The organism is Halobacterium sp. DL1 (assembly GCA_000230955.3).
Classification (GTDB): domain Archaea; phylum Halobacteriota; class Halobacteria; order Halobacteriales; family Halobacteriaceae; genus Halobacterium.
This window is the reverse complement of record CP007060.1, coordinates 2,061,812-2,086,765: the sequence shown is the minus strand read 5'-3', so window position 1 is coordinate 2,086,765 and position 24,954 is coordinate 2,061,812. Positions and strand designations below refer to the sequence as shown.

Sequence of the window (24,954 nt, the reverse complement as noted above, 5' to 3'; positions counted from 1 at the left end):
GGAGAGCGGCGGACGGGGTCTACACACGAGGTGGTAGGCGACGGTTACTCTGCGTTCGCGCCGTCGCGCTCGGCATAGAAACCGCATTGTTATACTGCTTGGCGGCGGTAGGCAGAACTGATGAGCGAGCACGTGCCGGAAACAGTCACGCACGACTTCCCGGACCCCAGAACGGCGGAGAACGTCACGTACGACCCCTCGTTCGACGAGCTCCGGGCGTTCTCCGAGCACCTGGAGACGACGACGGAGTACGGGAGTCCGTCCTACGTGAGCGAGTTCCGGTCGCGCAGCGCCGACCGAACGAAGAACTCGGTCGACGACGAGTTCACCGAGTCCGACCGCGGGCTGATGGACGCCGCGCAGGACCGCGCCCGCGAGAGCGAACTCGTCTGCCTCGACCGCATGGTCGGCCGCCACGACGAGACCGCGTTCTGCTGCCGGCTCTACGTCCCGAAGGAGTACGGTCGCATCGCGCTGGCGTGGGCGAAACTGCTGGAGCCGGCACCGGAGGGCCGCGAACCGGACTTCGAGACGCTCCAGCTGCCCGACGAGGCCGACACCCGGATTCGGGTGGACGTCGACGCCGGGGTCACGTACGTGCTCGGCAGCGACTACACTGGCGAGGCGAAGAAGTCCTTCCTGCGGCTCTACATGCACCGCGCGAAGCAGCTGGGCGGTCTGGGCCTCCACGCCGGTAGCAAGCGCGTCCGCGTCGAGGACGAGGCCGGCGACCTCCAGACCGTCGGCCAGGCGTTCCTGGGCCTCTCGGCCACCGGGAAGTCCACGCTGACCTGTCACGGCTGCTGGCTCGACGACCCCGAGGGCGCGGAGATGCTCCAGGACGACGTCTGCGCGCTCCTGCCGGATGGCACCGTCACCGGTTCGGAGGGCGGCGGCCTCTACATCAAGACCGACGGCCTGGACGCCGACGAGCAGCCGGCCCTCCACCACGCCGCGACGCGCGAACAGGCCGTGCTGGAGAACGTCGCCGTCGCGGACGACGGCGCCGTCGACTTCGACGACGACACGCTCACCAGCAACGGTCGCGCGGTCGTCCGCCGCGACGACCTCGAGAGCGCGAGCGAGGAGATCGACCTGCCGGACGTCGACCAGATGTTCTTCATCACCCGGAACCCCGTGATGCCGCCGGTCGCCCGCCTCACGCCCGAGCAGGCCGCCATCGCGTTCATGCTCGGCGAGTCCATCGAGACCAGCGCGGGCGACCCCGAGAAGGCCGGGGAAGCCATCCGCGTCGTCGGCACCAACCCCTTCATCATGGGCTCGGAGGGCGAGGAGGGCAACCGCTTCCACGACCTCGTCGCCGCCAACGACGTCGACTGCTTCGTCATCAACACCGGCCACCTCGGCGCCGGGACGAAGGACGTCGGCGTCACGGAGTCCGTCACCATCCTCTGCGAGGTCGCGCGCGACAGCATCGACTGGCGGAGCGACGACACGCTCGGTCTGGAGATCCCCGAGCACGTCCCCGGCATGGACATCGAGGCGTTCTACCCGCCGGACCACGTCGAAGACTACCAGGGCGAACTGGCGGCGGTCCGCGCCGAGCGCCAGGAGTACCTCCAGCAGTTCGAGGACCTGCGCGAGGAGATCCGGGACGCCGCGTACTGACCACGAAGCGCAGCGGAATCTCTTGTTTTGGGGGAGTGTCGGAGATTAGAAACAGGGACGAGAGGAATCCCGGTCCGACAGCGAGCCTGAGAACCGACGCTCCACAGACTGGTTCAGGCGTCGTTCATCCGGAGGGCGGTCGTGCCGTCACAGCTCATACAGGTGCTCACGCGGTAGGGCTCCCGTGAGAACTCGGTGTTCTCCGACCGGTCGCTCTCCGTGCGCAGTTCGATCGCGACGCTGTGGGGGGTGTCTCGGTCGCAGCGCTCGCAGAACTCGTGGTGGTCCGTCTCGGGGGCGGTAGTAGGCATGGTCGTCTCTCCGTTCTGCCGGGGACATCAAAAACCGGCGCGACAGTACCCCCTGGATTAGCGACGCTTAATCCGAATTAACCCGGGACAAACCGTCATTTCCGGTCGTGGGTGCCGGACCTGGCCGAAACCAGACTGGACCAACCGGTACAGTGAACTCGCTGTCTGTGGGCGTCGCTGGTCGCGTCCGGGTCGAGTCGCGTCGCTAGTCGGCGTGGAGAACGGAGAAGCGGCCGAGTTGCCTTACAGCAGGTCCTCGATGTCGTCGGCGACCTCCTCGGGGGTGTCACCGACGGGAACGCCCGCGTCGTTGAGCGCGTTGATCTTCGATTCGGCGGTGCCGGTGCCGCTGCCGGAGACGATGGCGCCCGCGTGGCCCATGCGCTTGCCCGGCGGTGCGGTGCGGCCAGCGATGAACCCGGCGACCGGCGTGTCCATGTTCTGGGCGATGAACTCGGCGGCGTCCTCCTCGTCCTCGCCGCCGATCTCGCCGCACATCACGACGGCGTGGGTGTCCGGGTCGGCCTCGAACAGTTCGAGGGCGTCGATGAAGTCCGTCCCGATGATGGGGTCGCCGCCGATGCCGATGGCGGTGGTCTGGCCGATACCCCGCGACGTGAGGGAGTCGACGACCTGGTAGGTGAGCGTGCCCGACCGAGAGACCAGGCCGACGTTCCCGGACTCGAAGATGTTGCCGGGGAGGATGCCGAGTTTGGACTCGCCGGGCGTGATGATGCCCGGGCAGTTCGGCCCGAGGAGGCGGGTGTCGACCTCGCTCAGGCGCTTGTTCACCTTCGCCATGTCCTGCGTGGGGATGCCCTCCGTGATGGCGACCACGAGGTCGAGGTCCGTGTCGAGCCCCTCGAAGACGGCGTCCGCGGCGAACGCCGGCGGGACGAAGACGACCGACGCGTCGGCGTCCTCCTCCTCGACGGCGGCGTCGACGGTGTCGTAGACGGGGACGCCAGCGACCTCCTGGCCGCCCTTGCCGGGGACGGCGCCAGCGACGACGTTCGTCCCGTAGTCGATCATCTGTTCGGCGTGGAACTTGCCTTCCCCGCCCGTGATGCCCTGCACCACGACGCGGGTGTCGTCGTCTACCAGGATGCTCATTGTTCAGCCTCCGTGTTCGCGTACTCGACAGCGCGCTGCACCGCCCCTTCGAGGGTCTCCTCGACGGTGACGAGGTCCGCGTTCAGTATCTCGCGGCCCTCCGCGGCGTTCGTCCCCGCGAGTCGGACGACCACCGGCTTGGGAATCTCGTCGAACTGTTCGAGGGCGGCGTTGATGCCCTTCGCGACCTCGTCGCCGCGGGTGATGCCACCGAAGATGTTGAAGACGACCGAGTCGACGTTCTCGTCGGAGAACACCATGTCGAGGGCGTTGGTCACGCGCTCGGCCTTCGCACCGCCGCCGATGTCCAGGAAGTTCGCGGGCTTCCCGCCGTAGTAGTCGACGAGGTCGAGCGTCGTCATCACGAGACCGGCGCCGTTGCCGATGATGCCGACGTTGCCGTCGAGGCGGACGTAGTCGAAGCCGTACTCGTTGGCCTTCGCCTCGAGGTCGTCGCCCGCGGCCTCGTCCTCCATCTCCGCGAGGTCCGGGTGACGGAACAGCGCGTCGTCGTCGACGTTCATCACGGCGTCGGCCGCGACGACGTCGCCGTCGCTGGTGACCATCAGCGGGTTGATCTCGATGTCGGAGCCGTCCTTGGCCTCGTAGAGGTCGTACAGCGTCGTGAGGATGCTGGCGACGTCGCCCGCGACGTCGCGGGGGATGTCGGCCTCGTAGACGACCTTGCGGGCCTGGTAGGGATGCATCCCGAACGCCGGGTCGATGTGCTCGCGCGCGATGGCGTCGGGGTCCTCCTCGGCGACCTCCTCGATGTTGACGCCGCCCTGTTCGGAGACCATGGCGACGGGCTCGCCCTCGCCGCGGTCCATCGTGACACCCACGTACAGTTCGTTCGTGAAGTCGACGGCTTCCTCGACGAGGACCTTCCCGACCGTGTACCCCTTCAGGTCCATCCCGAGGATCGAATCGGCGGCCTCGCGGGCCTCCTCTGCGTCGTCGACAAGCTTGATACCGCCGGCCTTCCCGCGGCCGCCGACGTGTACCTGCGCTTTCACCGCGACGGGGTAGCCGAGGTCGTCGGCGACCTCTACTACCTCGTCGGCAGACGTTGCGAGCGCCGACCCTGGGGTCGGGATGCCCGCGTCGGCGAAGACCTGCTTCGCCTGGTACTCGTGCAGTTTCATTTTGGGCTCGGTACGTAGTTTCGGCGAGTCCCTGTTAGAAGTACCGAAACCGCGGGGAAACGCCACCGACTCGGCGACGTCTATTACCCGTCCACGCGGCCGTCGACGGCAACGTCGCCGCCCACCAGCGAGAGTCCTGGTCCACGACGGCGGCACTCCTTCCCGGGCCTACGCCGCCCTCTGGTATCGGTAGTACGAGTAGCCGGCGGAGACGACGACGGCGACGACGGGCGGCCCGACGATCAGGGCGACGGCGTACTCGGGGACGACCGCGCCGGCAGCGGCCACGACGCCGCCGACCGTGAACAGCCGTGCGACGAGCTGGTTCGTCTCTGCCCACACCTGCTCGTCCTCGAGTGTCCACGGGGTCCGCACGCCGACGAACCAGTTCTGCTCGGTGCGCTCGGTGACGTACCCCGCGAGCACGTAGAGGCCACCGACGGCGGGCGCGATGCCCTGCAGGACGCCGAACTCGTAGCCCGCGTTCACCAGCACGACTAGGCCGTGTACGTAGCCGACGAAGGCGATGGTCGCGAGCGCGAAGGCGTCGTAGGCGAACCGGAAGTTCTCGAAGTCGTCGCGGGGGTCCACGCGCGGGAGGACGTAGAACAGGCCGAGCGTGCCGAGCGAGAGGGCGGGCAGGAGCGCGAGGCCGAGTTCGCGGGACATCGTCCCGTCGACGTCGCCGCTGGCGTTCCAGTGGGTCGCCATCTCCGCGGGCATCTCGGGGTAGGCGAACACGCTGACGACGGCCGAAAGCGCGACGAGCGCGCCGCCACCGAGGAGGAGGCGTCTGTCGGGGTCCATGTCCCCACTCCGAACTGCGCTGACATAACAGTGGCTGGTCGGCGGAACCGGGCTGACCGGAGCGCCCGGGTACGTTTACGGTGCTGGGCGTGTGAGTGAGCATCATGCACGCGGAGTTCGACTTCGACGGCGACGTGGTGCTGGTGACCGGTGCGTCGGGCGCCCTCGGGAGCGCGGTCTGTCGCGCCTTCGACGAGGCGGGCGCGACCGTCTGTGGGACGGACGTGGTGGAGCCGGACGAGGAGACCCAACTCGACCGCGGCGAGGTGCCGTTCTACCGCGGCGACCTCACCGACGACGCCGCGGCCGAGCAGGTCGTCTCCGGCGTCGTGGACGCCCACGGCGGCCTCGACTGCCTCTGTAACGTCGCGGGAATGTGGAAGGGCGGGTCGCCCATCGAGGAGACGGACGCCGAGACGTTCGACCAGGTGTTCGACGTGAACCTGAAGACGATGTTCCTCGCGAGCAAGCACGCGCTCCCGCACCTGCAGGACGCCTCGGGCGCCATCGTCTCCGTCTCGGCACGGGCCTCCCTGGAGGGCGGCGAGGGCGACGGTCCGTACCGCGCGTCGAAGGCCGGCGTGCGCCTGCTGACCGAGACCATCGCCGAGGAGAACGCCGGCGAGGTGCGCGCGAACGCCGTCATGCCGTCGGTCATCGACACGCCCGCCAACCGCGAGATGATGCCGGACGCCGACCACGACTCGTGGGTCGACCCCGCGGAGATTGCGCGCGTCGTGGTGACGCTCTGTTCTGACGCCGCACCGCCGACCAGCGGGGCCGCCGTCCCCGTCTACGGCGAGGCCTGACCCCACCGGCGAAGGGGTCGTTCCCCGAACCCCCTGATTAGCCAACAGTTAAACTCCCAGTACACGGGCATAAACAGCCGTAGAAACGGCATACTGTGCCGGTTCTATCGTTCAATCCGAATCGCTTTTCCGTGACATCGGCGGTAGATGCCGGACACAATGGCAGAACGAGAGACCTGGGCGACCCGCCTCGGATTCATTCTCGCGGCCGTCGGCAGCGCCGTGGGCCTCGGGAACATCTGGCAGTTTCCGTTCAAGACGGCGACGAACGGCGGCGCGGCGTTCGTCTTCGTCTACCTCCTCGCGGCGCTCCTCATCGGCCTCCCCGCCATCCTCGGGGAGTTCGTCGTCGGCCGCCGCTCGAACATCAACGCCATCGAGGCGTTCGACCGACTGAACCGACCCGCGTGGACCGTCGTCGGCGCCCTCGGCCTGCTGACTGGGCTGTGGATTCTCTCCTACTACAGCGTCGTCGGCGGGTGGGTGATGCGGTACATCGTCGGCAGCGCCACGGGCGCGTACTTCGCGACGCCAGGCGACTACTTCGGGCGCATCTCGATGGGCTGGGAGGCCATCGCGTTCCACGCCGCCTTCATGGGATTCACGGCCTCAATCGTCGCGTTCGGCATCGAGGACGGCATCGAGAAGGCGACCAAACTGATGGTGCCCTCCATCGTCGTCATCCTCGTCGGCCTCGCGGTGTACGCGTTCACGCTGGACGGCGCGGCCGCGGCCTACGGCTACTACCTCTCCCCGGACTTCGACTACCTCGCGAACAACCTCGGCAGCATCGTCCCGTTCGCCGTCAGTCAGGCGTTCTTCTCGCTGTCCCTGGGGATGGGCGCGATGATAACCTACGCCTCCTACCTCGGCGGCGACGACAGCCTCCCCGCCGACGGCAGCCTCATCGTCGTGCTGAACACGTTCGTCGGCCTGCTCGCGGGCCTCGTCGTTCTCCCGTTACTGTTCGTGCAGTTCGGCCAGATTCCGGAGGACGCTGCGGGCGGTGGCGCGGGCGCGCTGTTCGTCTCCGTCGCCCAGGCCTTCGCCGACCTCGGCGCCGCCGGCCAGGTCCTCGGCGTCGTCTTCTTCGGCGTGGTGCTCATCGCCGCGCTCTCCTCGGCAATCAGCCTGCTCGAGGTGGTCACCGCCTACCTCGTCGACAACTACGGCGCCAGCCGTCCCGCCGTCGCGTTCGGCTTCGCCGGCGCGCTGTTCTTGCTCGGCTCGCTGTCCGCGTGGAACACCGCGTGGCTCGGCTGGTTCGACACGCTCGCGTACAAGGTGTTGCTCCCGACCTCGGTGCTGCTCGGCGTCGTCTTCGTCGGCTGGGTGTACGGCCCCGAGGCCGTCGACGAGATAACGAAGGGGACCGGTGGCGGCCACGCGTTCGCGACGGCGTGGCTCTGGTCCGTGCGGACGTTCGTCCTCCTGGGCGTCTTCGTCACCCTCTACCTCGGCGTGACGACGATCTACCCCGCGCCGAACGTGCCGCTGCCGTACGTCTAAGAATCCTCACCGAGTGGTGGTAATCGCCACCACGGGTTCCGGCCAAAACTGCCTCTACGGCTCGAAACGACGCGCTCTCGACAGTTTGTGGAATCCTCGGTCACAACTCTCAAATGCGGGTGGTCGCAACGCTCTGCAATGACTCGCGAATCCTGGAAGACGCGGCTCGGATTCATCCTCGCGGCCGTCGGCAGCGCCGTCGGCCTCGGGAACCTCTGGCGGTTCCCGTGGATGACCGGCGAGAACGGGGGCGCGGCGTTCCTCGTCGTCTACCTCGCCATCGTTTTGCTCGTCGGCGTGCCCGGCCTCCTCGGCGAACTCGTCGTCGGGCGGCGGGGGAAACGCAATCCCGTGGGCTCGCTCGGCGCGCTCTCGGGGTCCCGCAACTGGGCCGGCTTCGGCTACCTGTTCGTCGTCACCGCCGTCGCCCTGTTGTCGTTCTACAGCGTCGTGGGCGGGTGGATTCTCCGCTACGTCGTCGCCAGTTTCGGCGGCGCCTACTTCGGCGACCCCGAGGTGTACTTCGAGAGCATCAACTTCGGACTCGAAGCGGTCGGCTTCCACCTGCTGTTCCTCGGTCTCACCGCGTTCGTCGTCCTGCGGGGCGTCCAGCGGGGCATCGAGCGGGCGGCGAAGGTGATGGTTCCGGCGCTCCTCGTGCTGCTCGTCGGCCTCGCCGCCTGGGGACTGAGCCTCGACGGCGCGGGCCAGGGGCTGGCGTTCTTCCTCTCCCCCGACCTCGGCTACTTGCGGGCGAACTTCCTCGCCATCCTCCCGGCCGCCGCGGGCCAGGCGCTGTTCACGCTGTCGCTGGGCGCGGGCACGATGCTCACGTACGCCTCCTACCTCGGCGAGGACCGTTCACTCGCCACCGACGGCACGGCCATCGCGGGCGTCAACACGCTCGTCGGCCTGCTCGCGGGCCTCGTCGTCTTCCCCATCCTGTTCGCGCTCGGCGTCGGCGTGGGCGGCGGCGGCCCGGGCGCGCTGTTCGTCAGCCTCGCGGGCGCGTTCGCTGCGCTGCCGTACGGCCAGCTGGTCGGCGTCGTCTTCTTCGGCGCCGTCTCGCTCGCGGCGCTCTCCTCCTCCATCTCGATGCTGGAGATTCCGGTGTCGTTCCTCGTCGACGAGTACGGCCTCTCGCGACGGGCGGCGACCGCCGGGCTCACCGGCCTCTTCGCGGCGACGGGCACCGTCTGCGCGCTCGACCCCGCGCTGTTCGACTTCGTCGCCAGCACGCTCGTCGACCTGCTGCTCACCGGCGGCCTCGTCGGCCTGCTGCTCTTCGTCGGGTGGGTGATGGGCGCCGACGCGCTCGACGAGTACCGCCGGGGCGCGGGCGCGTTCGCGAGCAGTCTCGGGACGCCGTGGCTGTACGCTGTCGGCGTCGTCATCCCGCTGTTTCTCACGTTCACACTCGTCTCCGGCGTCCTCGCCGCAGTCGGCGTCACCGTCGACCCGGTGTCGGTGCTCGGCGTGACGTTCGACCAGACTCGATTGCTGGCCGTCGCCAGCGTTGTGCTCGTCCTCGCCGCGTTCGCCGGACTCCGGAGCCCGCGGTCGGTACTGTAGCCGGATTCTTCGGCCGGCTGTACCCGTCTCGGAATCCTTTTGCCCTCGGTGCTGGAAGCATGGCACAATCAGATGACGATGGAAGAGCGCATCGAGGAACTGCGCGAGAAGACCGAGCGCGCACTCCTCGGCGGCGGCGAGGACCGCATCGAGTCCCAGCACGAGAAGGGGAAGATGACCGCCCGGGAGCGCATCGACTACTTCCTCGACGACGACACGTTCGAAGAGTTCGACCGCCTCCGCACCCACCGGAGCCACAACTTCGGGATGGAGGAGAAACAGCTCCCCGGCGACGGCGTCGTCACGGGCTACGGCGAGGTCAACGGCCGCACCGTCTTCGTCTTCGCCCACGACTTCACCGTCTTCGGCGGCAGCCTCGGCGAGGTGTTCGCCGAGAAGGTGACGAAGGTGATGGACAAGGCGATGGAGGTCGGTGCCCCCGTCGTCGGCCTCAACGACTCCGCGGGCGCACGCATCCAGGAGGGAGTGGACTCCCTCGGCGGCTACGCCGAGATCTTCACGCGTAACGAGAAGGCCTCCGGCGTCGTCCCCCAGATTTCGGCCATCATGGGGCCCTGTGCGGGCGGCGCGGTCTACTCGCCCGCTATCACGGACTTCGTCTTCATGGTGAAGGACACCAGCCACATGTTCATCACCGGGCCGGACGTCATCAAGACGGTCACCGGCGAGGAGGTCGGCTTCGAGGAGCTGGGCGGCGCGACCACCCACTCCTCCGAATCGGGCGTCGCGCACTTCGCCTGCGACGACGAGGAGCAGGCCCTCGACGACATCCGCCGACTGCTCTCCTACCTCCCCCAGAACAACGTCGAGGACCCGCCCCGCGTCGAGCCGTGGGACGACCCCGAGCGCCGCGACGAGGAACTGGAGTCCATCGTCCCCGACGAACCCCGCAAGCCCTACGACATGACCGACGTCATCGGGAGCGTCGCCGACGAGGGCTCGTTCTTCGAGGTCCACGAGAACTTCGCGAAGAACATCGTCGTCGGCTTCGCGCGCCTCGACGGCCGCTCGGTCGGTGTGGTCGCCAACCAGCCCCGCGTGAACGCGGGCACCCTCGACATCGAGGCCTCCGAGAAGGCCAGCCGGTTCGTGCGGCTCTGCGACTCGTTCAACGTCCCGATTCTGACGTTCGTGGACGTGCCCGGCTTCCTCCCCGGCACTGACCAGGAGCACGACGGCATCATCCGCCACGGCGCGAAACTGCTGTACGCGTTCTCGGAGGCCAGCGTCCCCCTCCTCACGGTCATCACGCGGAAGGCCTACGGCGGCGCCTACGACGTGATGTCGAGCAAGCACATCGGCGCGGACGTCAACTACGCGTGGCCGACCGCCGAAATCGCCGTGATGGGGCCGAAGGGCGCCGTGAACGTCCTCTACCGCGACGAACTGGAGGACGCCGAGGACCCCGAAGAGCTCCGCGAGGAACTCATCGACGAGTACCGCGAGGAGTTCGCGAACCCGTACACGGCCGCCGACCGGGGCTACCTCGACGCCGTCATCGAACCCACCGAGACCCGCCCGCGGCTCATCTCGGACCTCGAGATGCTGGCGAGCAAGCGCGAGGACACGCCCGAGAAGAAACACGGCAACATCCCGCTGTGATGCCCCCCGAGGAGTACGACGTCGCGGTTCCCGACGACGCCAGCGACGAGGAGGCGGCCGCCATCGCCGCCGCTGTCAGCGCCCACCTCGCGGCCCTCGAAGCCGCGGCCGCGGAGGGCGAGGAGGGACCGACGTGGACCGGCCGCAAGTGGTCGTTCGCCGGGCGCATCGAGGCTCTCGACGGGGGGCCAGTGCGCGTGCCGGACGGCGCGCCGACGGACGCCTGGAGCGCGGCGGGCCGCCGCGACCGGTTCTGACTGCCCGAAGAGTTATCGGCTCGTCAGACGGTCTGTGTGACGATGCGCTCAGAGGCAGCCACGCTCACCGCACACGGCGACTCGTACGAGGCCGAACTGACCGTCCCCGACTCCCCGGACGGGCGGGGCGTCGTCGTGATGTCGGGTGCCGGTCACGGTCCCTGGGGCGGCATCTTCGACCGCCTCGCCGAGGAGGCCGCCGCCGAGGGCGCCCACGCCTTCCGCTTCGAGAGCTGGACGCCCAGCGGCGTCTGGAAGAAGACCCTCGACGAACTCCAGGCGGAACTCGACGCTGCGGTCGAACGCCTCCGCGAGGAGGGGTGTACCGACATCGCCGTCGTCGGGAAGAGCTTCGGCGCCGGCGTCACGCTGACCCACGTGCCGGAGGCCGTCGACAGGCTGGTGCTGTGGGCACCAGCGGCCTTCGACTTCGGTGCTGAGTCCCACATCGGGGGCGTGACGGCGGCCCCCATCGAGGAACTCGACTCGCGACAGATCGGCCCCGAGACGGTCGCCGACCTCGACGCCAGCGTCCGGATCATCCACGGCTCCGACGACGACGTGGTCGCCGTCGAGAACTCCCGGCGCCTCGTCGACGCGGTCGACGATGGCGAGCTACTCGTTCGGGAGGGAGAGGGCCACTCGTTCCGTGGGGCCGACCGGGAACGCGAGGTCGTCGCCGAGACGCTCGCCTTCCTCCGGGACTAACTCCCGGCGCTCGATTGGTACGCGGAGGTGATGGGAGCGCTGGCGTAGACTCGTCAACCCTGCCCCCGTGGGGCGTGGACGATTCCGAACCGGAGCAAGACGTGCTCGCTACGCTGCGCGCGACTTGCAGGGTTCGAATCCGCGACACCCCACCGTGCTATCTCGCGACTCGCACACGCTACGCGGTGCTCGTCCGCGTGAGTACGAAGCAGCAGTGGGTCGGAGGCGGATTCGAACCGACAGTATCAGTAGGCCGTCTCCAGAATCCAACTCCAAGAATGTTCGAGAAGGTACTCGTCGCCAACCGCGGCGAAATCGCGGTCCGCGTGATGCGGGCCTGCGAGGAACTCGGCATCGACACCGTCGCCGTCTACAGCGACGCCGACAAACACGCGGGCCACGTTCGCTACGCCGACGAGGCGTACAACGTCGGCCCCGCCCGCGCCGCCGACTCCTACCTCGACCACGAGGCCATCATCGACGCCGCCGAACAGTCCGGCGCCGACGCCATCCACCCAGGCTACGGCTTCCTCGCGGAGAACGCTGAGTTCGCGAGCAAGGTCGAGGACACGGAGGGTGTGACGTGGGTCGGCCCCGCCGCGGAGTCGATGGAGCAACTCGGCGAGAAGACGAAGGCCCGGAAGACGATGCGGGACGCCGACGTCCCCATCGTCCCCGGCACCACCGACCCCGTGGAGTCTGTCGACGAGGTCCACGAGTTCGGCGAGGAGCACGGCTACCCAATCGCCATCAAGGCCGAGGGCGGCGGTGGCGGCCGCGGGATGAAGATCGTTCGCAGCGCCGAGGAGGCCGAGGAGCAACTCGAGTCGGCCCAGCGCGAGGGCGAGGCGTACTTCGACAACGCGAACGTCTATCTGGAGCGCTACCTCGAGAACCCACGCCACGTGGAGGTCCAGATCATCGCCGACCACCACGGCAACGTCCGCCACCTCGGCGAGCGGGACTGCTCGCTGCAGCGGCGCCACCAGAAGGTCATCGAGGAGGGGCCGTCGTCCGCGCTCACGGACGACCTCCGCGAGGAGATCGGCGAGGCCGCCCGGCGCGGCGCGGACGACGCGGGCTACTACAACGCGGGGACCTTCGAGTTCCTCGTCGAGGAGGACCCCGACCGCGAGGCCGGCGAACTGCTCGGTCCGGAGACTGGCTTCTACTTCCTCGAGGTGAACACGCGCATCCAGGTCGAGCACACCGTCACGGAGGCGCTGACGGGCATCGACATCGTGAAGTGGCAGCTGAAGATCGCGGCGGACGAGGAGCTCACGTTCGCGCAGGACGACGTCGACCTCCGCGGCCACGCGATGGAGTTCCGCATCAACGCGGAGAACGCAGCCAACGACTTCGCACCAGCGACCGGCGGGAGCCTCGAGACGTACGACCCGCCGGGCGGAATCGGCGTGCGGGTCGACGACGCGCTCCGCCAGGGCGACGACCTCGTCACGGACTACGACTCGATGGTCGCGAAACTCATCGTGCACGCGGGCGACCGCGAGGAGTGCATCGTTCGCTCGCAGCGAGCGCTCGCCGAGTACGACATCGAGGGCATCCCGACCATCGTCCCGTTCCACCGGCTGATGCTGACCGACGACGCGTTCGTCGCAGGCACGCACACCACGAAGTACCTCGACGAGACGCTCGACCCCGAGCGCATCGACGAGGCCCAGGAGCGGTGGGGCGGCGACACCACCAGCGACGACAGCGACGAGGAGGTCGTCGAGCGCGACTTCACCGTCGAGGTCAACGGCAAGCGCTTCGAGGTCAACCTCGAGGAGCGCGGCGCGGCCCAGCTCGCCACGAGCGGCGGGAGCAGTGGCGGCCAGCGCCCCGAGCGCGCGAGCGACGACAGCGACTCCGAGACCGTCGTCGAGGGCGAGGGTGAGACCGTCGAGTCGGAGATGCAGGGCACCATCCTCTCGGTGGACGTCGCGGAGGGCGACGAGGTCGAACCCGGCGACGTGCTCGTCGTGCTCGAGGCGATGAAGATGGAGAACGACGTGGTCGCCTCCCACGGCGGCACCGTCACGCAGGTGACCGTCGAGGAGGGCGACAGCGTCGACATGGGCGACGTGCTCGTCGTCATCGACTGACGCCGTCCGAATTTTTATGATAGCCCGCTCCCCTCTGTGGTACGATGCCAACCGAGGGGGCCGCCCGCGCGCCGACTGAGCCGTCTGTGGGCGGAGTCGGGCGTCGGGCGCTCCCAGTGGACACCGCGGCGGTTATCCCTGTCCGGCGCCTCTCGACGCAGGAAGCTACCGACGCCACCATGGACTCCGACGACACAGTCACCCTCCACGCCCTCCCCTCTCCCGTGGTTCTGCCCGGCTGCGCTCCAGTCCCCGACGACCCGTTCGCAGCCTCCACCGGCGGAGACGGACGGTGGTCGGCGTGAAACCGGAGTTCACGCCGATAGAGAAGCCACCGGGAATCCGGATCCGGGATCCCATCGAGAACGCGCAACTCGAACTGTACACAGACCGGGTCATCGACCCGGAACCGGCGGACACGGAGCGCTTCGTCCTTCCGGTCGACGACGCCGTCACCGTGCGGGCCCAGGAGATCGAAATCCCGCGCCTCGTGAACGTCTTCCTCTGGTCCGAGGACGGGACGCTCGTCGACGAAACGTCGAACCAGCAACACGCCGAGTACCCCCGGAAGCGGTACTCACTGGACGTCGACATCGGGGCGATGAAACTCCAGATCGTCGTGGACGCCAGCGTCACGATTCGACGCCTGGAGAACTCGACGCACGTCGCGTTCGACGGACCAGTGACCGCCGCCGTCGGCGCCCGCTCACTCCACGAGTCGCCGGCGGGCACCATCACCGTCGGCGACGACGTCGAGGACGCGATGCGCGCGCTCTCGCTGAGCGGGTCGGCGCTCAAGACGACGTCCCCCGAGCGCTCGTTCCCGACGCTGCGCGGCCACCCCCCGCTCGTCGAACGCGGCGACGGCTTCGACGCGCCGGACGCCCTCACGAAACCCGACACCGACGTCACCATCGAGATTCCGCGCGACTACGGCGACCTCTACCGGGTGAGTTCGCTGGCGTACTACCTCGGCGCCGACATCGTGCCGGCCGACCAGCGGGCGCTCGTGGTGGCCGGGGAGCGTCACGCACTCGACACCGCACGGGGGTTCGAATCCGAGGTCAACACGCTCCTCAAGCACGTCTTCTTCCTCGACTGCGTGACGCGGACGGAGGGGTTCTATCCGGTGAACCTCCACGAGCGGAACGCCGTCGAGGAGGACCTCCCGTTCGACCTCGCCGAACTGTATGACGCCCCCCTCGCCGAACAGGTCGCGGCGTACCTCGACGTCCCCTACGAGGTGACCGAGCCCCACCGCCCAAGGTGGAAGCTGACGGCGGACGTGGCCCCCGACCCGGCGAACGTCGAGTCGATTCCGTTCGTCACTAACGACCTCGCGGAGATCAGGATTCCGGGAACCGGACCGGACCCGACCGTCCACTCCGAACCCGAGGAACTCACGTCGTTCTACCGGGGCGCCGACCCGCTCGAACGCACCCCCTCCGGAGCGGTCACCGAGGACTCCGGAATCGTCAAGCCGGCCGAAACGACTTCCATCGAGCACGCGTGGATTGCGGATGGCTACCCGCTGGGCGCGAGCAAGGCGGGCGCGGATTCCTACCGGCGGCGCCTCGACAGGCCGGAACGCGACACGGGGTCGATCAGCATCGAGATCGTCTGCAACGACACGGAGATGAGCGAGGAGGACATCGTCGAGGAGTTCTACGGCGCCCGCGACCTCTTCGAGTTCGACATCTCCGTCTACTACGAACTCACGGGCGCGGAACTGCGGGAGGTCCTGCACAGCGACGCGGACTTCCTCCACTACATCGGGCACGTCGACGAGGACGGCTTCCAGTGTGCGGACGGGATGTTCGACGCGCGGACGATGGAGACCGTCGAAGTCGACGCGTTCCTGCTGAACGCCTGCCAGTCGTACAAGCAGGGCCAGGCCCTCGTCGACCGCGGGAGTCTCGGAGGCATCGTCACGCTCGCCAACATCAGCAACGACCCCGCAGTTCGCATCGGGCGGGCGCTCGCGCGACTGCTGAACAACGGCTTCTCGCTGCAGGCGGGGCTCTCGGTGGCGCGCAACGTCACGCTGTTCGGCAGCCAGTACATCACCATCGGGGACGGGACGCTCCAGCTCGTGCAGAACCGGAGCGGTATCCCGATGGCCGTCGAACTGACCGAACTCGGCGAGGATTACGAACTCACAATCCACGGCTACCCGACGTCTCGGTCCTCGATCGGGTCGCTACTCACGCCGTACGTGGGTGATAACACGACCCGTTACCTGAACTCGGGGGAGATAGACACGTTCGTCGTCTCGACTGCGGAGCTTCGCGAGTTCTTCGACCACGGCGTCGTACCAGTGATTCGTGACGGCGGACTCGACTGGAGCGACGAACTACTCGAGAAACAGCTGAACTAAGGACCGGAGTTGATGCCTGCGTTGCTGGCAGCGGCGGCGCCGGTGGTCGAGAGGAACACCATCATCGTGAACAGGACGCCGATCATTCGCGGGTTGTCCGTCAGGAACTGCGTGAGCTTGCTGTCTGACATCGTCAACTGGTCAGAAGCCCGCCGATATATTGAATCTATTTGAAGATAACGGATAGAAAATATCTGTAAAATTCCCGAATCTGGCGGCGAAATCAAATTATCTGGCGCTCTACGTGCCGACGAGGGCATTGTCAACGGATCTCACTGGCGACAGGGAGGCTTTTGCCGTCGCACGAGCAACTTCAGTGCGATGAACGAGACGCGCCGCGCCGTCCTCGACGCCCTCGACGACGGCCCGGTCACCGGTCCGGAGCTCGCCGACCACCTCGGCGTCTCCCGAACGGCCGTCTGGAAGCACGTCGAAGCGCTACGGGACGCCGGCTTCACCGTCAAGAGCGTCGCGGACGGCTACACGCTCGCGGGTGTCCCGGAGTACGGCGCCGAAGCCGTCGAGTTCGGACTCGACGCAGCCTTCGAGGTGGAGTACCACGATTCCCTCCCGAGCACGAACGACCGTGCGCGCGAACTCGCCGCGGACGGCGCGAGCGACGTGGTCGTGCTCGCCGACCGCCAGACCGGCGGTCGGGGGCGCCGCGGCCGCCAGTGGTCGTCGCCCGCGGGCGGCGTCTGGATGAGCGTCGTCCTCCGGCCCGACCTGCCACCCGCCCGTGCGCCGCTGCTGACGCTCGCGGCGGCCGTCGCCGTCACCGACGCGGCGCGCGAGCTGGGCGTCGACGCCGCTATCAAGTGGCCGAACGACGTCGTCGTCCCCCGCGAGAACGACAGCTCCGGCCGCGGCGGCGCGAAACTCGCGGGCGCCCTCACCGAGATGGAGGGTGAGGCCAGTCGGGTGTCCTGGGTGGTCCTCGGCGTCGGCGTCAACGCCGACGTCGACCCCGCCGACCTCGACGGCGACGCGACGAGCATCAGGGCGGAGGCCGGCGACGTCCCCCGGCGGCTGTTCGTCCAGCGCGTGCTCGAGCGGTTCGACGCGCTCAGGAACGACCCGGACGCGATTCTGGACGCGTGGCGCGAGCGGACGGCGACGCTCGGTCAGCGTGTCCGCGTCGAAACACAGAACGGCGACGTCGTCGGCGACGCCGTGGACGTGACCGAACACGGCGCGCTCGTCGTCGAGACGGCGGACGGCGAGCGGGTGATTCACTCCGGGGACTGCCAGCACCTCCGGTCGGCGTAGCCTACTCCTCGCCGACGCGCACGGTCAACACCGGCACCGACGAGGACCGAACGACCTTCTCCGCGACGCTCCCCAGCAACAGGCGGTCGATGCCGCCCCGGCCGTGGGTCCCCATCACCACGAGGTCGCAGCCCTCGTCCTCCGCGTAGCGCACGATCTCGCGGCTCGGGTTGCCGTCCACGAGCGCGCGCTCCATCGTCACCCCGTGTTCGTCGGCGATGGCCTCGACGTCGTCGAGCGCGCTCGCGCCTTCCTCGTTCATCATCGCCGCCACGCTCTCCCAGGAGGAATCCATCGGGAGTCCCGCGAAGTTCGCCGAGTTCACGACGTACAGCGCGTGTATCGTGGCGCCGTGCTCGGCGGCCAGTCCGATCCCGTGCTCGACGGCCCGGCGCGTCGCCTCGGAGCCGTCGGTGGGCACGAGAATGCGCTCGTAGCGACCCATGTGTGCTACGTGTTCACGCGGTGGGGGGTTAAGTGTTCATGGCAGAACGACGCGCTTCACGTCGCTCGCGCCGGCGCGCCGCACCACCGCGCGGACCAGGTCTCGGGCGCCGGCGAGGTTGTGCGAGTCGCCGTCGAGCACCAGCAGGCGGGCCTCCCGGTCGGCCTCGACGACGCCGTAGTTCCCGTCGACGACCGACGCGCCCGCCCGCGTCGCCATCTCCAGCACCTCTGGGGCCTCGACGTCGCAGCACTTCGAGACGAACTCCATCTCGCGGAACATCGACGGGCTGTTCGTCATCACGTTGTCCGTCCCCAGCGCCACCGTCGTCCGGTCGAGCAGGTCGCGGACCGGCGGCAGGCCGACGTCGGTCACGAGGTTCGACCGCGGACAGACGGCCACCGGGATGCCGTTGTCCTCGACGCGGTCGAGGTGCAACTGCTCGGCGTGGACCATGTGCACGAGCAGGTCCGGGTCGAGGTCCAGCGCCGGGTTGATGTCCGAGGAGTCGACCTCGCCGGCGTGGATGGCGAACGGTTTGCCGACGCGCCGCGTGGCGTTGCGCTCGCGGCCGAACTCGCCGTCCGCGGCGCCGCTCGCGCCGTAACCGTCCGCGACCTCGACGACGTCGGGGTCGCCGCGACCGAAGACGAACGGCTCGACGCCGACGCCCTTCGCGGCCTCGCGAAGCGCGTGGACGCCCTCGATGCCGCCCTCCCTGAACTCGAGGGTCGTCGCGGTGCCCGTCTCCGCCATGAACTGGAGGCTCCGGCGCATCGCCTCGACGAGCTCCGAGCGGTCGGCCTCCCGGAGCAACCGGTGTTTGAGCCCGTCCGGCGGCGCGACCAGTTCCTCGAGCGTGAGGCCGCGCCCGGCCTCCTTCGCGATAGAGTCGCCGAGGTGGGTGTGGGCGTTCACGAACGCGGGCAACACGACGTCGGTCGAGTCCGTCCGCTCCTCGTCGAGGCGGACGATCTCGCCGTCGTCGACGACGAGCGTCCCCTGTACTGGTTCGTAGTCCTCCCCCCAGAGGACTGTCCCGGAGAGTTCCATACGTGTCAGTCTCGGGCCGCCACCGTGAAGCTTACTCGAACTCCTCGAGCGAGGCGTACCGACCCGGGCTGTTCACCTCACTGATGAGCGCCCCGTCCGTCTTCAGGCCGAGCACGCGCTCCGCGGAGTGCCCGACGGTCTCCACGCTCTCTTCGGGCGCGTAGACGCCGAGGCGCCACTGCTCGCGCTGGGCGACCTGGAGGGCGCGCACGAGCGTGGACTGCCTGTCGAGGCGCCGTACCTCCCCGTTGACGAGCACGCCGGTCGTCGACTCGCGCATCGAGGGCTGGCCCTGCACGTCGAGGACGACGTCGGCCGGGTCAACGCCGGCGTCAGCGGCGATGTCCGCCTCGAACGCCCGCACGTCGTCGTGGTCGGCGCCGATGACGTCCGGGTCCACGTCGCCCATCTCCGCCCACACCGCGCGCTTGAACAGGTCGCGGTCGGCGAGTCGGCGCCCCAGCTCCCTGGTTTCGGCGTGGCTCCGCAGCGCGACCGAGAGTTCGTGGTCGTCCATCCGTCGGAGCTCCTCGGCAGTGATCTCGCTGGTGTCCAGCAGCGCCTCCGTGGCCCGCCGGAGCATCGTCTTGCTGATGCGCGCGACGTGGTGGCTGTAGACGGTGGGGTTCATCAGCGCGCGCGCCAGCAGCAGGCTCTCTGCGGTCTGGACGTTCCCCTCCGCGAGCACGAGGTCGCCGTCGATGAACGTCAGCTCCCGGACGAGTCGACCGGTGTCGATGGTGCCGTAGGGGACGCCGGTGTGGTGGGCGTCCCGCACGAGGTAGTCCATCCGGTCGACGTCGAGTTCCCCCGCGACGAGCTGGCCGAGTTCGCCCTCGCCGCGCACGAGCGACGCGATGTTCGCTGGGTCGAGGCCGTGGGACTCTAGCACCTCGGCGACTCGACCCTCGCCGAGCAGTTCCTCGACGTCGTCGTGGCGCTTTCCGGTGCGGCGTTCGAGGACGCCCTCGACGTTGTGGCTGTACGGGCTGTGACCGACGTCGTGGAGGATGGCCGCGGCTCGCACGCGCTCGGCCTGCACGCCGCCGATTTCGACGTGGTCGAGCGCGCGGTCGGCGAGGTGGTAGACGCCCAGGGAGTGCTCGAAGCGCGTGTGGTTCGCCGACGGGTAGACGAGGTGGACCGTGCCCAGCTGCTTGATGCGGCGGAGCCGCTGGACGGGCGGCGTGTCCACCAGGTCCGCGGCGACGCCCCCGACCTCGATGTGGTCGTGGACGCTGTCCTTGATGGTGGTCATTGGGGCGTGATTCGGCGTTCTCGTGTAAAAAACCGCGGACCCGTCACCGGAGCTTTTGGGGGCTGGCGACCCACGGTAGCCGCATGCGACGCACCACAGCCACGGTCGCCGTGGCAGCCCTCCTCCTCGTCGCCGGCTGCAGCGCCGGCGGGGACACGACGACCACGCCAGCGTACGACACGGACGCCGAACCGCTCTACGAGACGCCCCTCGACACCGAGGCGGTGACCGACGCCCACCTCGCGGCCCTGCGGGAGTACGGGACGTTCACCATCGACACGAACGCGACGTGGAAGCACGGCGACGGCGACGCAGTGGCCCGGGAGCTACTGGTGCGCGGGAACCTCGACACCGGCGCCGTCTACGAGCACGAGACGACCCAGGGAGACGTCCAGCAGGCCTACCGCTTCGGGAACGGAACGTCGTACGCGCGGCTGGTGTCCTCCGGCGAGGTGTCCTACGACAGAGTCCTTCGCGGCATCGGGAACGCCACTACCTACGCGAGAGGGAGCCTCCGGGGTTCTCTCGAACTGTTCGCGTTCGACTACGCGGGCGCGAAAACTGTCGACGGTGAGCGCGTCCACGTCTACCACGCGGAGGAACTGGACCGCCCGGGCGAGTTCGGGTCGTCGTATCTCGGCGAGGAGGAGAACGTCACCGTGAACCACGCGGAAGCCACGCTGCAGTTCCGCGAGGACGGGACGCTCCGCCGCGTCGACTACACGCTCGACTTCGAGGACGACGGCCGGTCCCGGTTCACCAGCATCACCGTGCGCTTCCAGCAACTCGGCGACACCGACACCTCCCCGCCGGGCTGGATTCCGGCGGCGCGGAACGCCACCGATTGACCCCCGGCTTCGGAGGGGTTTTCTGCGCGCTCGGCGAACGTGGTGGCGTGCGACGAAAGTTAGTCACGGTCGCCGTCGTAGCGCTCATCGTCGTCGCCGGTTGCAGCGCCGGCGGTGGCGGCGGCGACGGCACCACGACGCAGGCCGCCCTGAACGGGACGACAGCCAGCGACGCGGGCGACGCCGTCTACGAGACGCCACTCGACAGCGCGATGGTGGCGGAGAACCACGAGGCTGCTGTCGCTGAGGCGGGCACGTTCACGCTCGTCTCCACCTCCAACCAGAGCCAGGGCAACCAGTCGGTCTCCTCGCAGAGCACGCTCAAGGCCAACTACGAGACCGGTGCGTACAGCTCCGTCCAGCGGTCGCGGGGCCGCACCATCGAGCGGTTCGTCTTCGGCAACGGTTCGGCCTACCAGCGCTTCGAACTTTCGAGCGGTGACGTCCGCTACATGGTCCCCCAGCAGACCGCCAACGCGTCGGCGATAGCGGGCGGTCAGATCGGCTCGTTCATCCAGGCCTTCGACTACGAGCACGTCGGCACCGAGACGATCAACGGCACGCAGGCACACGTCTACGAGGCCAGCGGCGTAGAGGACCTCAACACGTCCGCGCCCGGCTTCAGCGGCCTCGACACGGAGAACGTCTCGAACGTCGGATCGACCCTCTACATCACGGAGGAAGGCCTGGTCAAGCAGTTCGGCTACGAACTCAGCCTGCAGACCAACGGCCAGGAGGCGTCAATCGCCGTCACGCAGCGGTACACGAACCTCGGCGAGACGACCGTCGAACCGCCGGCGTGGATCGACGAGGCGCGCGCGAACACGTCCGACAGCAACTCCTCCTCGGCCTCGATTTCGGCCTGAGCCCTCTCCTCCTCACTCGCAACGTCGCCCGGTGACGGAAGGGTTTACCGGGCCGCTCGTCCACGGTGAGGTATGACGACGTTCCTCGCCGGGGGGACGGGCACCCCGAAACTGCTCGCCGGCAGCCACGACGTCTTCGACCCGGCCGACGCTACGGTGGTCGGGAACACCGGCGACGACGTGGAACTCGGCGGCCTGCTCGTCTGCCCCGACGTCGACACCGTCCTCTTCGCGGGCGGCGACGTCCTGGACCGCGAGACCTGGTGGGGCATCGAGGGCGACAAGTCCACGACCCACGACTACCTGACCGAACTCGCGGACGCCGCCGGCATCGAAGATGGACCGCGCTACCTCCCCGACGACCGACAGACTGCGGGCCGGAACATCGCCAATTGGCGGCGGTTCTCGGGGGCTTCGGAGTTCATGTTCATCGGTGACCGCGACCGCGCCGTCCACATCCTCCGGACGAGTCTGCTCGACGAGGGCCACTCGCTCACCGAAGTCACGCGACGACTCGCTGACGCCTTCGACCTCGACGTCGACCTCGTGCCGATGAGCGACGACCCCGTCGCGAGCATCGTCCACACGCCCGACGGCCCGCTGCACTTCCAGGAGTTCTGGGTCGCCGAGGGCGGTGAACCGGCGGTCGAGGACGTCGAGTTCCGGGGCGCCGAGCGCGCCGACGCCGCCGACCCCGCCGTCGAGGCCATCCGCGACGGCCCCGTAGTTATCGGCCCCTCCAACCCCGTGACGAGCATCGGGCCGATGCTCGCCCTCGACGGCATCCGCGAGGCGCTCGACGAGACCACCGTGGTCGCCGTCTCGCCGTTCGTCGAGGACCGGGTGTTCTCCGGCCCCGCCGGGAAACTGATGGACGCGGTCGGCTACGACCCCTCGACCGCGGGCGTCGCGGCGGCCTACCCGTTCGCGGACGCGTTCGTCCTCGACGACGCCGACGCAACCGACCTGGACCGCCCGGTGGTCCGCACGGACACCGAGATGGACGACGACGCGGACGCCGAGCGCGTCGCTCGTGCGTGCCGGGACGCGCTCGACCACGTCTCCGGCGCGGAGGTGGCGTGATGTTCGCGCCGCGCCTCGCGCTCGCCAGCCTCAGCGGCGAGTCGGACGCCGAGTGGGCGGCGGCCTGCGCGCACCCCGCTGGAGCCGCGTTCCTCGGCGGCATCGCCATCGACGAACCCACCCGGGCGGCGGCCCGCGAGATGGTCGACCGGGACCGCGAGGAGTTCCTCCCCGAGGACCCCATCGCGTTCGTCGACGACCAGCTATCTGAACTCGACGACGAGTTCCTGCGCGCCGGGATGAACGTCCGCACCACGACAGTCGAACCGCTACGGGAGGTCGCCGCGGTCTGCGCGGACCACGACGCCATCCTGGAGGTGAACGCGCACTGCCGACAGGACGAGATGTGCACAGCGGGCGCGGGCGAGACGCTGCTCCGCGACACCGACCGCCTCTGCGAGCAGGTCGCAGCCGCCAGCGACGCGGGCGCCGACGTCTCCGTGAAGGTGCGCGCTGAGGTCGACGGCGTCCACCTGCCGACGCTCGCGAAGGCGATCGAACACGCCGGCGCCGACGCGATACACGTCGACGCGATGGACTCCCGGCGGGTCGTCCGCGACGTCGTCGAGGCCACGGACCTGTTCGTGGTGGCGAACAACGGCATCCGCCACCGGGAGGACGTCTTCGAGTACTTCGCCTACGGTGCCGACGCGGTGAGCGTCGGTCGGCCGAGTCGCGACCCCGACGACGTCCGGTCGATATACGCCGCGGTCAAGGAGTGGTTCCTGTGACACCCGCCGAGCGCGCCGAACTCGCCCTCTTGCTGGAGGTCACGGGCGCGCCCAAGCCGGGGAACGTCGACCGCGAGCGCGACCTCCCGGACCTCCGCTTCGAGCAGTTCCTCGCTGGCGCCGTGGGCGCACGGGCGGGTCTCGAAGCGGCACAGGACGGCGCCGTCGGTGAGGCGTTCGAGACGGCGGTCGCGGGGATGGCCGACGCGGCCGGCACGAACACCCAGTTCGGCTGTCTCCTCCTCCTCGTGCCGCTCGTCCGCACCGCCAGTAGCGGCGAACTGACCAGAGAGCGCGCGAGCGACGTGGTCGAGGCAACCACGGTCGAGGACGCCGCGGCGTTCTACCGCGCGTTCGAGCACACCGACGTGGCCGTCCCGGACCCGCCCGAGGACGCCGACGCGCTAGACGTCCGCCGGGGTGCCGACGCCATTCCCGACCTCCGTGAGCGCGGACTCACGCTCTTCGACGTGATGGAACTGAGTGCCGACCACGACGCCAACGCCCGCGAGTGGGTCGAGGGGTTCCCGCGGGTGTTCCGCGCCGCGGCGCGCATCGAGGCCGACGACGGACTACTCGCGGACCGCGCAGCCAGCGCCTTCCTGCAGTTGCTCGCCGAAGCCCCGGACACGCTCGTCGTCACCGAACACGGCGAGAGCGTCGCGGCCGAACTCCAGGAGCGCGCGCTCGAACTCCGGGGCGCCGACCCCGAAGCGGTCCGGGCGTTCGCCGAGGAACTCGTCGAACGCGGCGTCAACCCCGGGACGACGGCGGACCTCACCGCCGCGGCGCTGTACGTCGCGCTCGAACGCGGGGTGTCCGTGGATGGCTGAGTGGCCCGTCGAACTCGCGGGCGTCACCGAGACGGTGGTGACGACGCGCGGGCCGAACGACCGCTGGAACGTCGCAGCGCTGGGCCTGCATGCTCCCGATGACGGCGACCCCGCGACGGCGACGACGTGGGGGAACACCCGGACGCGCCGGAACTTCCACCGCGAGGGCGGCGGCTACGTCCAGTTCGTCGCCGACCCCGTGGACTTCGCCGAGGCCGCGCTCTCGATTCGGGAGGAGGCCGACCCGGTGCTCGATTCCGCGGACGCCTGGGTGCGTGTGGAAGCCATCCACGTCGGCACGGAAGACGACGCGGGAACTCGTCGCGAGCAGTGGGAACTCCGGCCCGTCGAGAGAGAGGTCGTGCGGACCGCACCACGGACCATCGACCGAGGGTTCGCTGCCGTCGTCGAGATGACAGTGGCGGTGTCGCGGCTCGATGTCGACGCCTACGACACGGAGGCGCTGCGCGAGCGCCTGCGCTACTTCGAGAGCGTGGCCGAGACCTGCGGCGGCGAGCGCGAGCGGGTGGCGGTCGAGCGTGTGCGGGAACTCGCCGAGGACGACTGGTAGTGTCGGAGTCACCGTGAAGGACCTGAGGGCCG

At 68.9% G+C, this 24,954-nt stretch carries 25 protein-coding genes; 17 read left to right on the top strand and 8 right to left on the bottom strand.

The genetic code is table 11. The features are described 5' to 3' along the window. Nucleotides 1-120 precede the first annotated feature (120 nt). Complete coding sequence (locus HALDL1_12670; protein AHG04353.1) at nt 121-1,629, top strand: phosphoenolpyruvate carboxykinase; 1,509 nt, start codon at nt 121-123, stop codon at nt 1,627-1,629. Between the two features lie 113 nt (nt 1,630-1,742). On the opposite strand, the gene HALDL1_12665 is transcribed toward HALDL1_12670, so the two are convergent. The 4 genes from HALDL1_12665 to HALDL1_12650 all read right to left on the bottom strand — a co-directional run bounded on the left by HALDL1_12665 (nt 1,743) and on the right by HALDL1_12650 (nt 5,005). After that, nucleotides 1,743-1,940, bottom strand: coding sequence for a hypothetical protein (locus tag HALDL1_12665; protein AHG04352.1), 198 nt, complete (start codon nt 1,938-1,940; stop codon nt 1,743-1,745). 243 nt (nt 1,941-2,183) lie between these two features. Further along, nucleotides 2,184-3,053, bottom strand: coding sequence for a succinyl-CoA synthetase subsunit alpha (locus HALDL1_12660; GenBank protein AHG04351.1), 870 nt, complete (start codon nt 3,051-3,053; stop codon nt 2,184-2,186). Continuing rightward, nucleotides 3,050-4,198 (bottom strand): succinyl-CoA synthetase subunit beta, encoded by a 1,149-nt coding sequence (locus HALDL1_12655; protein AHG04350.1) that lies wholly within the window; start codon nt 4,196-4,198, stop codon nt 3,050-3,052. The genes HALDL1_12660 and HALDL1_12655 overlap by 4 nt, the downstream gene beginning before the upstream one ends. A 168-nt stretch (nt 4,199-4,366) precedes the next feature. Then, nucleotides 4,367-5,005, bottom strand: coding sequence for a hypothetical protein (locus tag HALDL1_12650; protein ID AHG04349.1), 639 nt, complete (start codon nt 5,003-5,005; stop codon nt 4,367-4,369). Between the two features lie 104 nt (nt 5,006-5,109). Between HALDL1_12650 and HALDL1_12645 the strand changes: the two genes are divergently transcribed. From HALDL1_12645 to HALDL1_12605, 9 genes are all read left to right on the top strand, one after another. Further along, complete coding sequence (locus tag HALDL1_12645) at nt 5,110-5,814, top strand: glucose 1-dehydrogenase (GenBank protein ID AHG04348.1); 705 nt, start codon at nt 5,110-5,112, stop codon at nt 5,812-5,814. A gap of 159 nt (nt 5,815-5,973) precedes the next feature. Beyond that, nucleotides 5,974-7,323, top strand: coding sequence for a daunorubicin ABC transporter ATP-binding protein (locus tag HALDL1_12640; GenBank protein ID AHG04347.1), 1,350 nt, complete (start codon nt 5,974-5,976; stop codon nt 7,321-7,323). Nucleotides 7,324-7,461: 138 nt separating this feature from the next. Further along, nucleotides 7,462-8,895, top strand: coding sequence for a daunorubicin ABC transporter ATP-binding protein (locus HALDL1_12635; protein AHG04346.1), 1,434 nt, complete (start codon nt 7,462-7,464; stop codon nt 8,893-8,895). Between the two features lie 72 nt (nt 8,896-8,967). After that, complete coding sequence (locus tag HALDL1_12630; GenBank protein ID AHG04345.1) at nt 8,968-10,518, top strand: methylmalonyl-CoA carboxyltransferase; 1,551 nt, start codon at nt 8,968-8,970, stop codon at nt 10,516-10,518. After that, nucleotides 10,518-10,775, top strand: coding sequence for an acc operon protein (locus HALDL1_12625; protein ID AHG04344.1), 258 nt, complete (start codon nt 10,518-10,520; stop codon nt 10,773-10,775). Before HALDL1_12630 ends, HALDL1_12625 begins: the two co-directional genes overlap by 1 nt. A 42-nt stretch (nt 10,776-10,817) precedes the next feature. Beyond that, nucleotides 10,818-11,483, top strand: a complete 666-nt coding sequence (locus HALDL1_12620; protein AHG05339.1) for a hypothetical protein — start codon at nt 10,818-10,820, stop codon at nt 11,481-11,483. 278 nt (nt 11,484-11,761) lie between these two features. Continuing rightward, on the top strand, nt 11,762-13,588 hold the full coding sequence (locus HALDL1_12615; GenBank protein AHG04343.1) for a carbamoyl phosphate synthase: 1,827 nt from the start codon (nt 11,762-11,764) through the stop codon (nt 13,586-13,588). A gap of 44 nt (nt 13,589-13,632) precedes the next feature. Beyond that, entirely contained in the window at nt 13,633-13,893 is a 261-nt protein-coding gene (locus tag HALDL1_12610) for a hypothetical protein (protein ID AHG05338.1), read from the top strand. After that, on the top strand, nt 13,890-15,965 hold the full coding sequence (locus HALDL1_12605) for a hypothetical protein (protein AHG04342.1): 2,076 nt from the start codon (nt 13,890-13,892) through the stop codon (nt 15,963-15,965). Before HALDL1_12610 ends, HALDL1_12605 begins: the two co-directional genes overlap by 4 nt. Here HALDL1_12605 and HALDL1_12600 read toward each other — a convergent pair. Continuing rightward, entirely contained in the window at nt 15,962-16,096 is a 135-nt protein-coding gene (locus tag HALDL1_12600; GenBank protein ID AHG04341.1) for a hypothetical protein, read from the bottom strand. The genes HALDL1_12605 and HALDL1_12600 overlap by 4 nt on opposite strands. Nucleotides 16,097-16,286: 190 nt before the next feature. Between HALDL1_12600 and HALDL1_12595 the strand changes: the two genes are divergently transcribed. After that, on the top strand, nt 16,287-17,234 hold the full coding sequence (locus HALDL1_12595) for a biotin--acetyl-CoA-carboxylase ligase (protein ID AHG04340.1): 948 nt from the start codon (nt 16,287-16,289) through the stop codon (nt 17,232-17,234). Between the two features lies 1 nt (nt 17,235). Here the strand turns inward: HALDL1_12595 and HALDL1_12590 are convergent, their stop codons facing one another. From HALDL1_12590 to HALDL1_12580, 3 genes are read right to left on the bottom strand one after another with little or no spacing between them, the layout of a single operon-like run. Continuing rightward, on the bottom strand, nt 17,236-17,679 hold the full coding sequence (locus HALDL1_12590) for a universal stress protein UspA (GenBank protein ID AHG04339.1): 444 nt from the start codon (nt 17,677-17,679) through the stop codon (nt 17,236-17,238). Between the two features lie 36 nt (nt 17,680-17,715). Then, nucleotides 17,716-18,732 (bottom strand): nucleoside deaminase, encoded by a 1,017-nt coding sequence (locus HALDL1_12585; GenBank protein ID AHG04338.1) that lies wholly within the window; start codon nt 18,730-18,732, stop codon nt 17,716-17,718. A 31-nt stretch (nt 18,733-18,763) separates the two neighbouring features. Next, entirely contained in the window at nt 18,764-19,990 is a 1,227-nt protein-coding gene (locus tag HALDL1_12580) for a phosphohydrolase (protein AHG04337.1), read from the bottom strand. Nucleotides 19,991-20,073: 83 nt separating this feature from the next. Between HALDL1_12580 and HALDL1_12575 the strand changes: the two genes are divergently transcribed. The 6 genes from HALDL1_12575 (at nt 20,074) to HALDL1_12550 (ending at nt 24,922) form a co-directional block, all read left to right on the top strand. After that, nucleotides 20,074-20,838, top strand: coding sequence for a hypothetical protein (locus tag HALDL1_12575; protein ID AHG05337.1), 765 nt, complete (start codon nt 20,074-20,076; stop codon nt 20,836-20,838). Nucleotides 20,839-20,885: 47 nt separating this feature from the next. Continuing rightward, nucleotides 20,886-21,704, top strand: coding sequence for a hypothetical protein (locus HALDL1_12570; GenBank protein AHG05336.1), 819 nt, complete (start codon nt 20,886-20,888; stop codon nt 21,702-21,704). Nucleotides 21,705-21,776: 72 nt separating this feature from the next. Next, nucleotides 21,777-22,787 carry a 2-phospho-L-lactate transferase gene (locus HALDL1_12565; protein AHG04336.1) on the top strand — a complete coding sequence of 337 codons (1,011 nt, stop codon included), beginning with the start codon at nt 21,777-21,779 and terminating at the stop codon, nt 22,785-22,787. Next, complete coding sequence (locus tag HALDL1_12560; protein ID AHG04335.1) at nt 22,787-23,518, top strand: dihydropyrimidine dehydrogenase; 732 nt, start codon at nt 22,787-22,789, stop codon at nt 23,516-23,518. Before HALDL1_12565 ends, HALDL1_12560 begins: the two co-directional genes overlap by 1 nt. Continuing rightward, entirely contained in the window at nt 23,515-24,351 is an 837-nt protein-coding gene (locus HALDL1_12555) for a triphosphoribosyl-dephospho-CoA synthase (protein ID AHG04334.1), read from the top strand. Before HALDL1_12560 ends, HALDL1_12555 begins: the two co-directional genes overlap by 4 nt. Continuing rightward, nucleotides 24,344-24,922 carry a hypothetical protein gene (locus HALDL1_12550; GenBank protein AHG04333.1) on the top strand — a complete coding sequence of 193 codons (579 nt, stop codon included), beginning with the start codon at nt 24,344-24,346 and terminating at the stop codon, nt 24,920-24,922. Before HALDL1_12555 ends, HALDL1_12550 begins: the two co-directional genes overlap by 8 nt. The last annotated feature ends 32 nt before the right edge of the window (nt 24,923-24,954 follow it).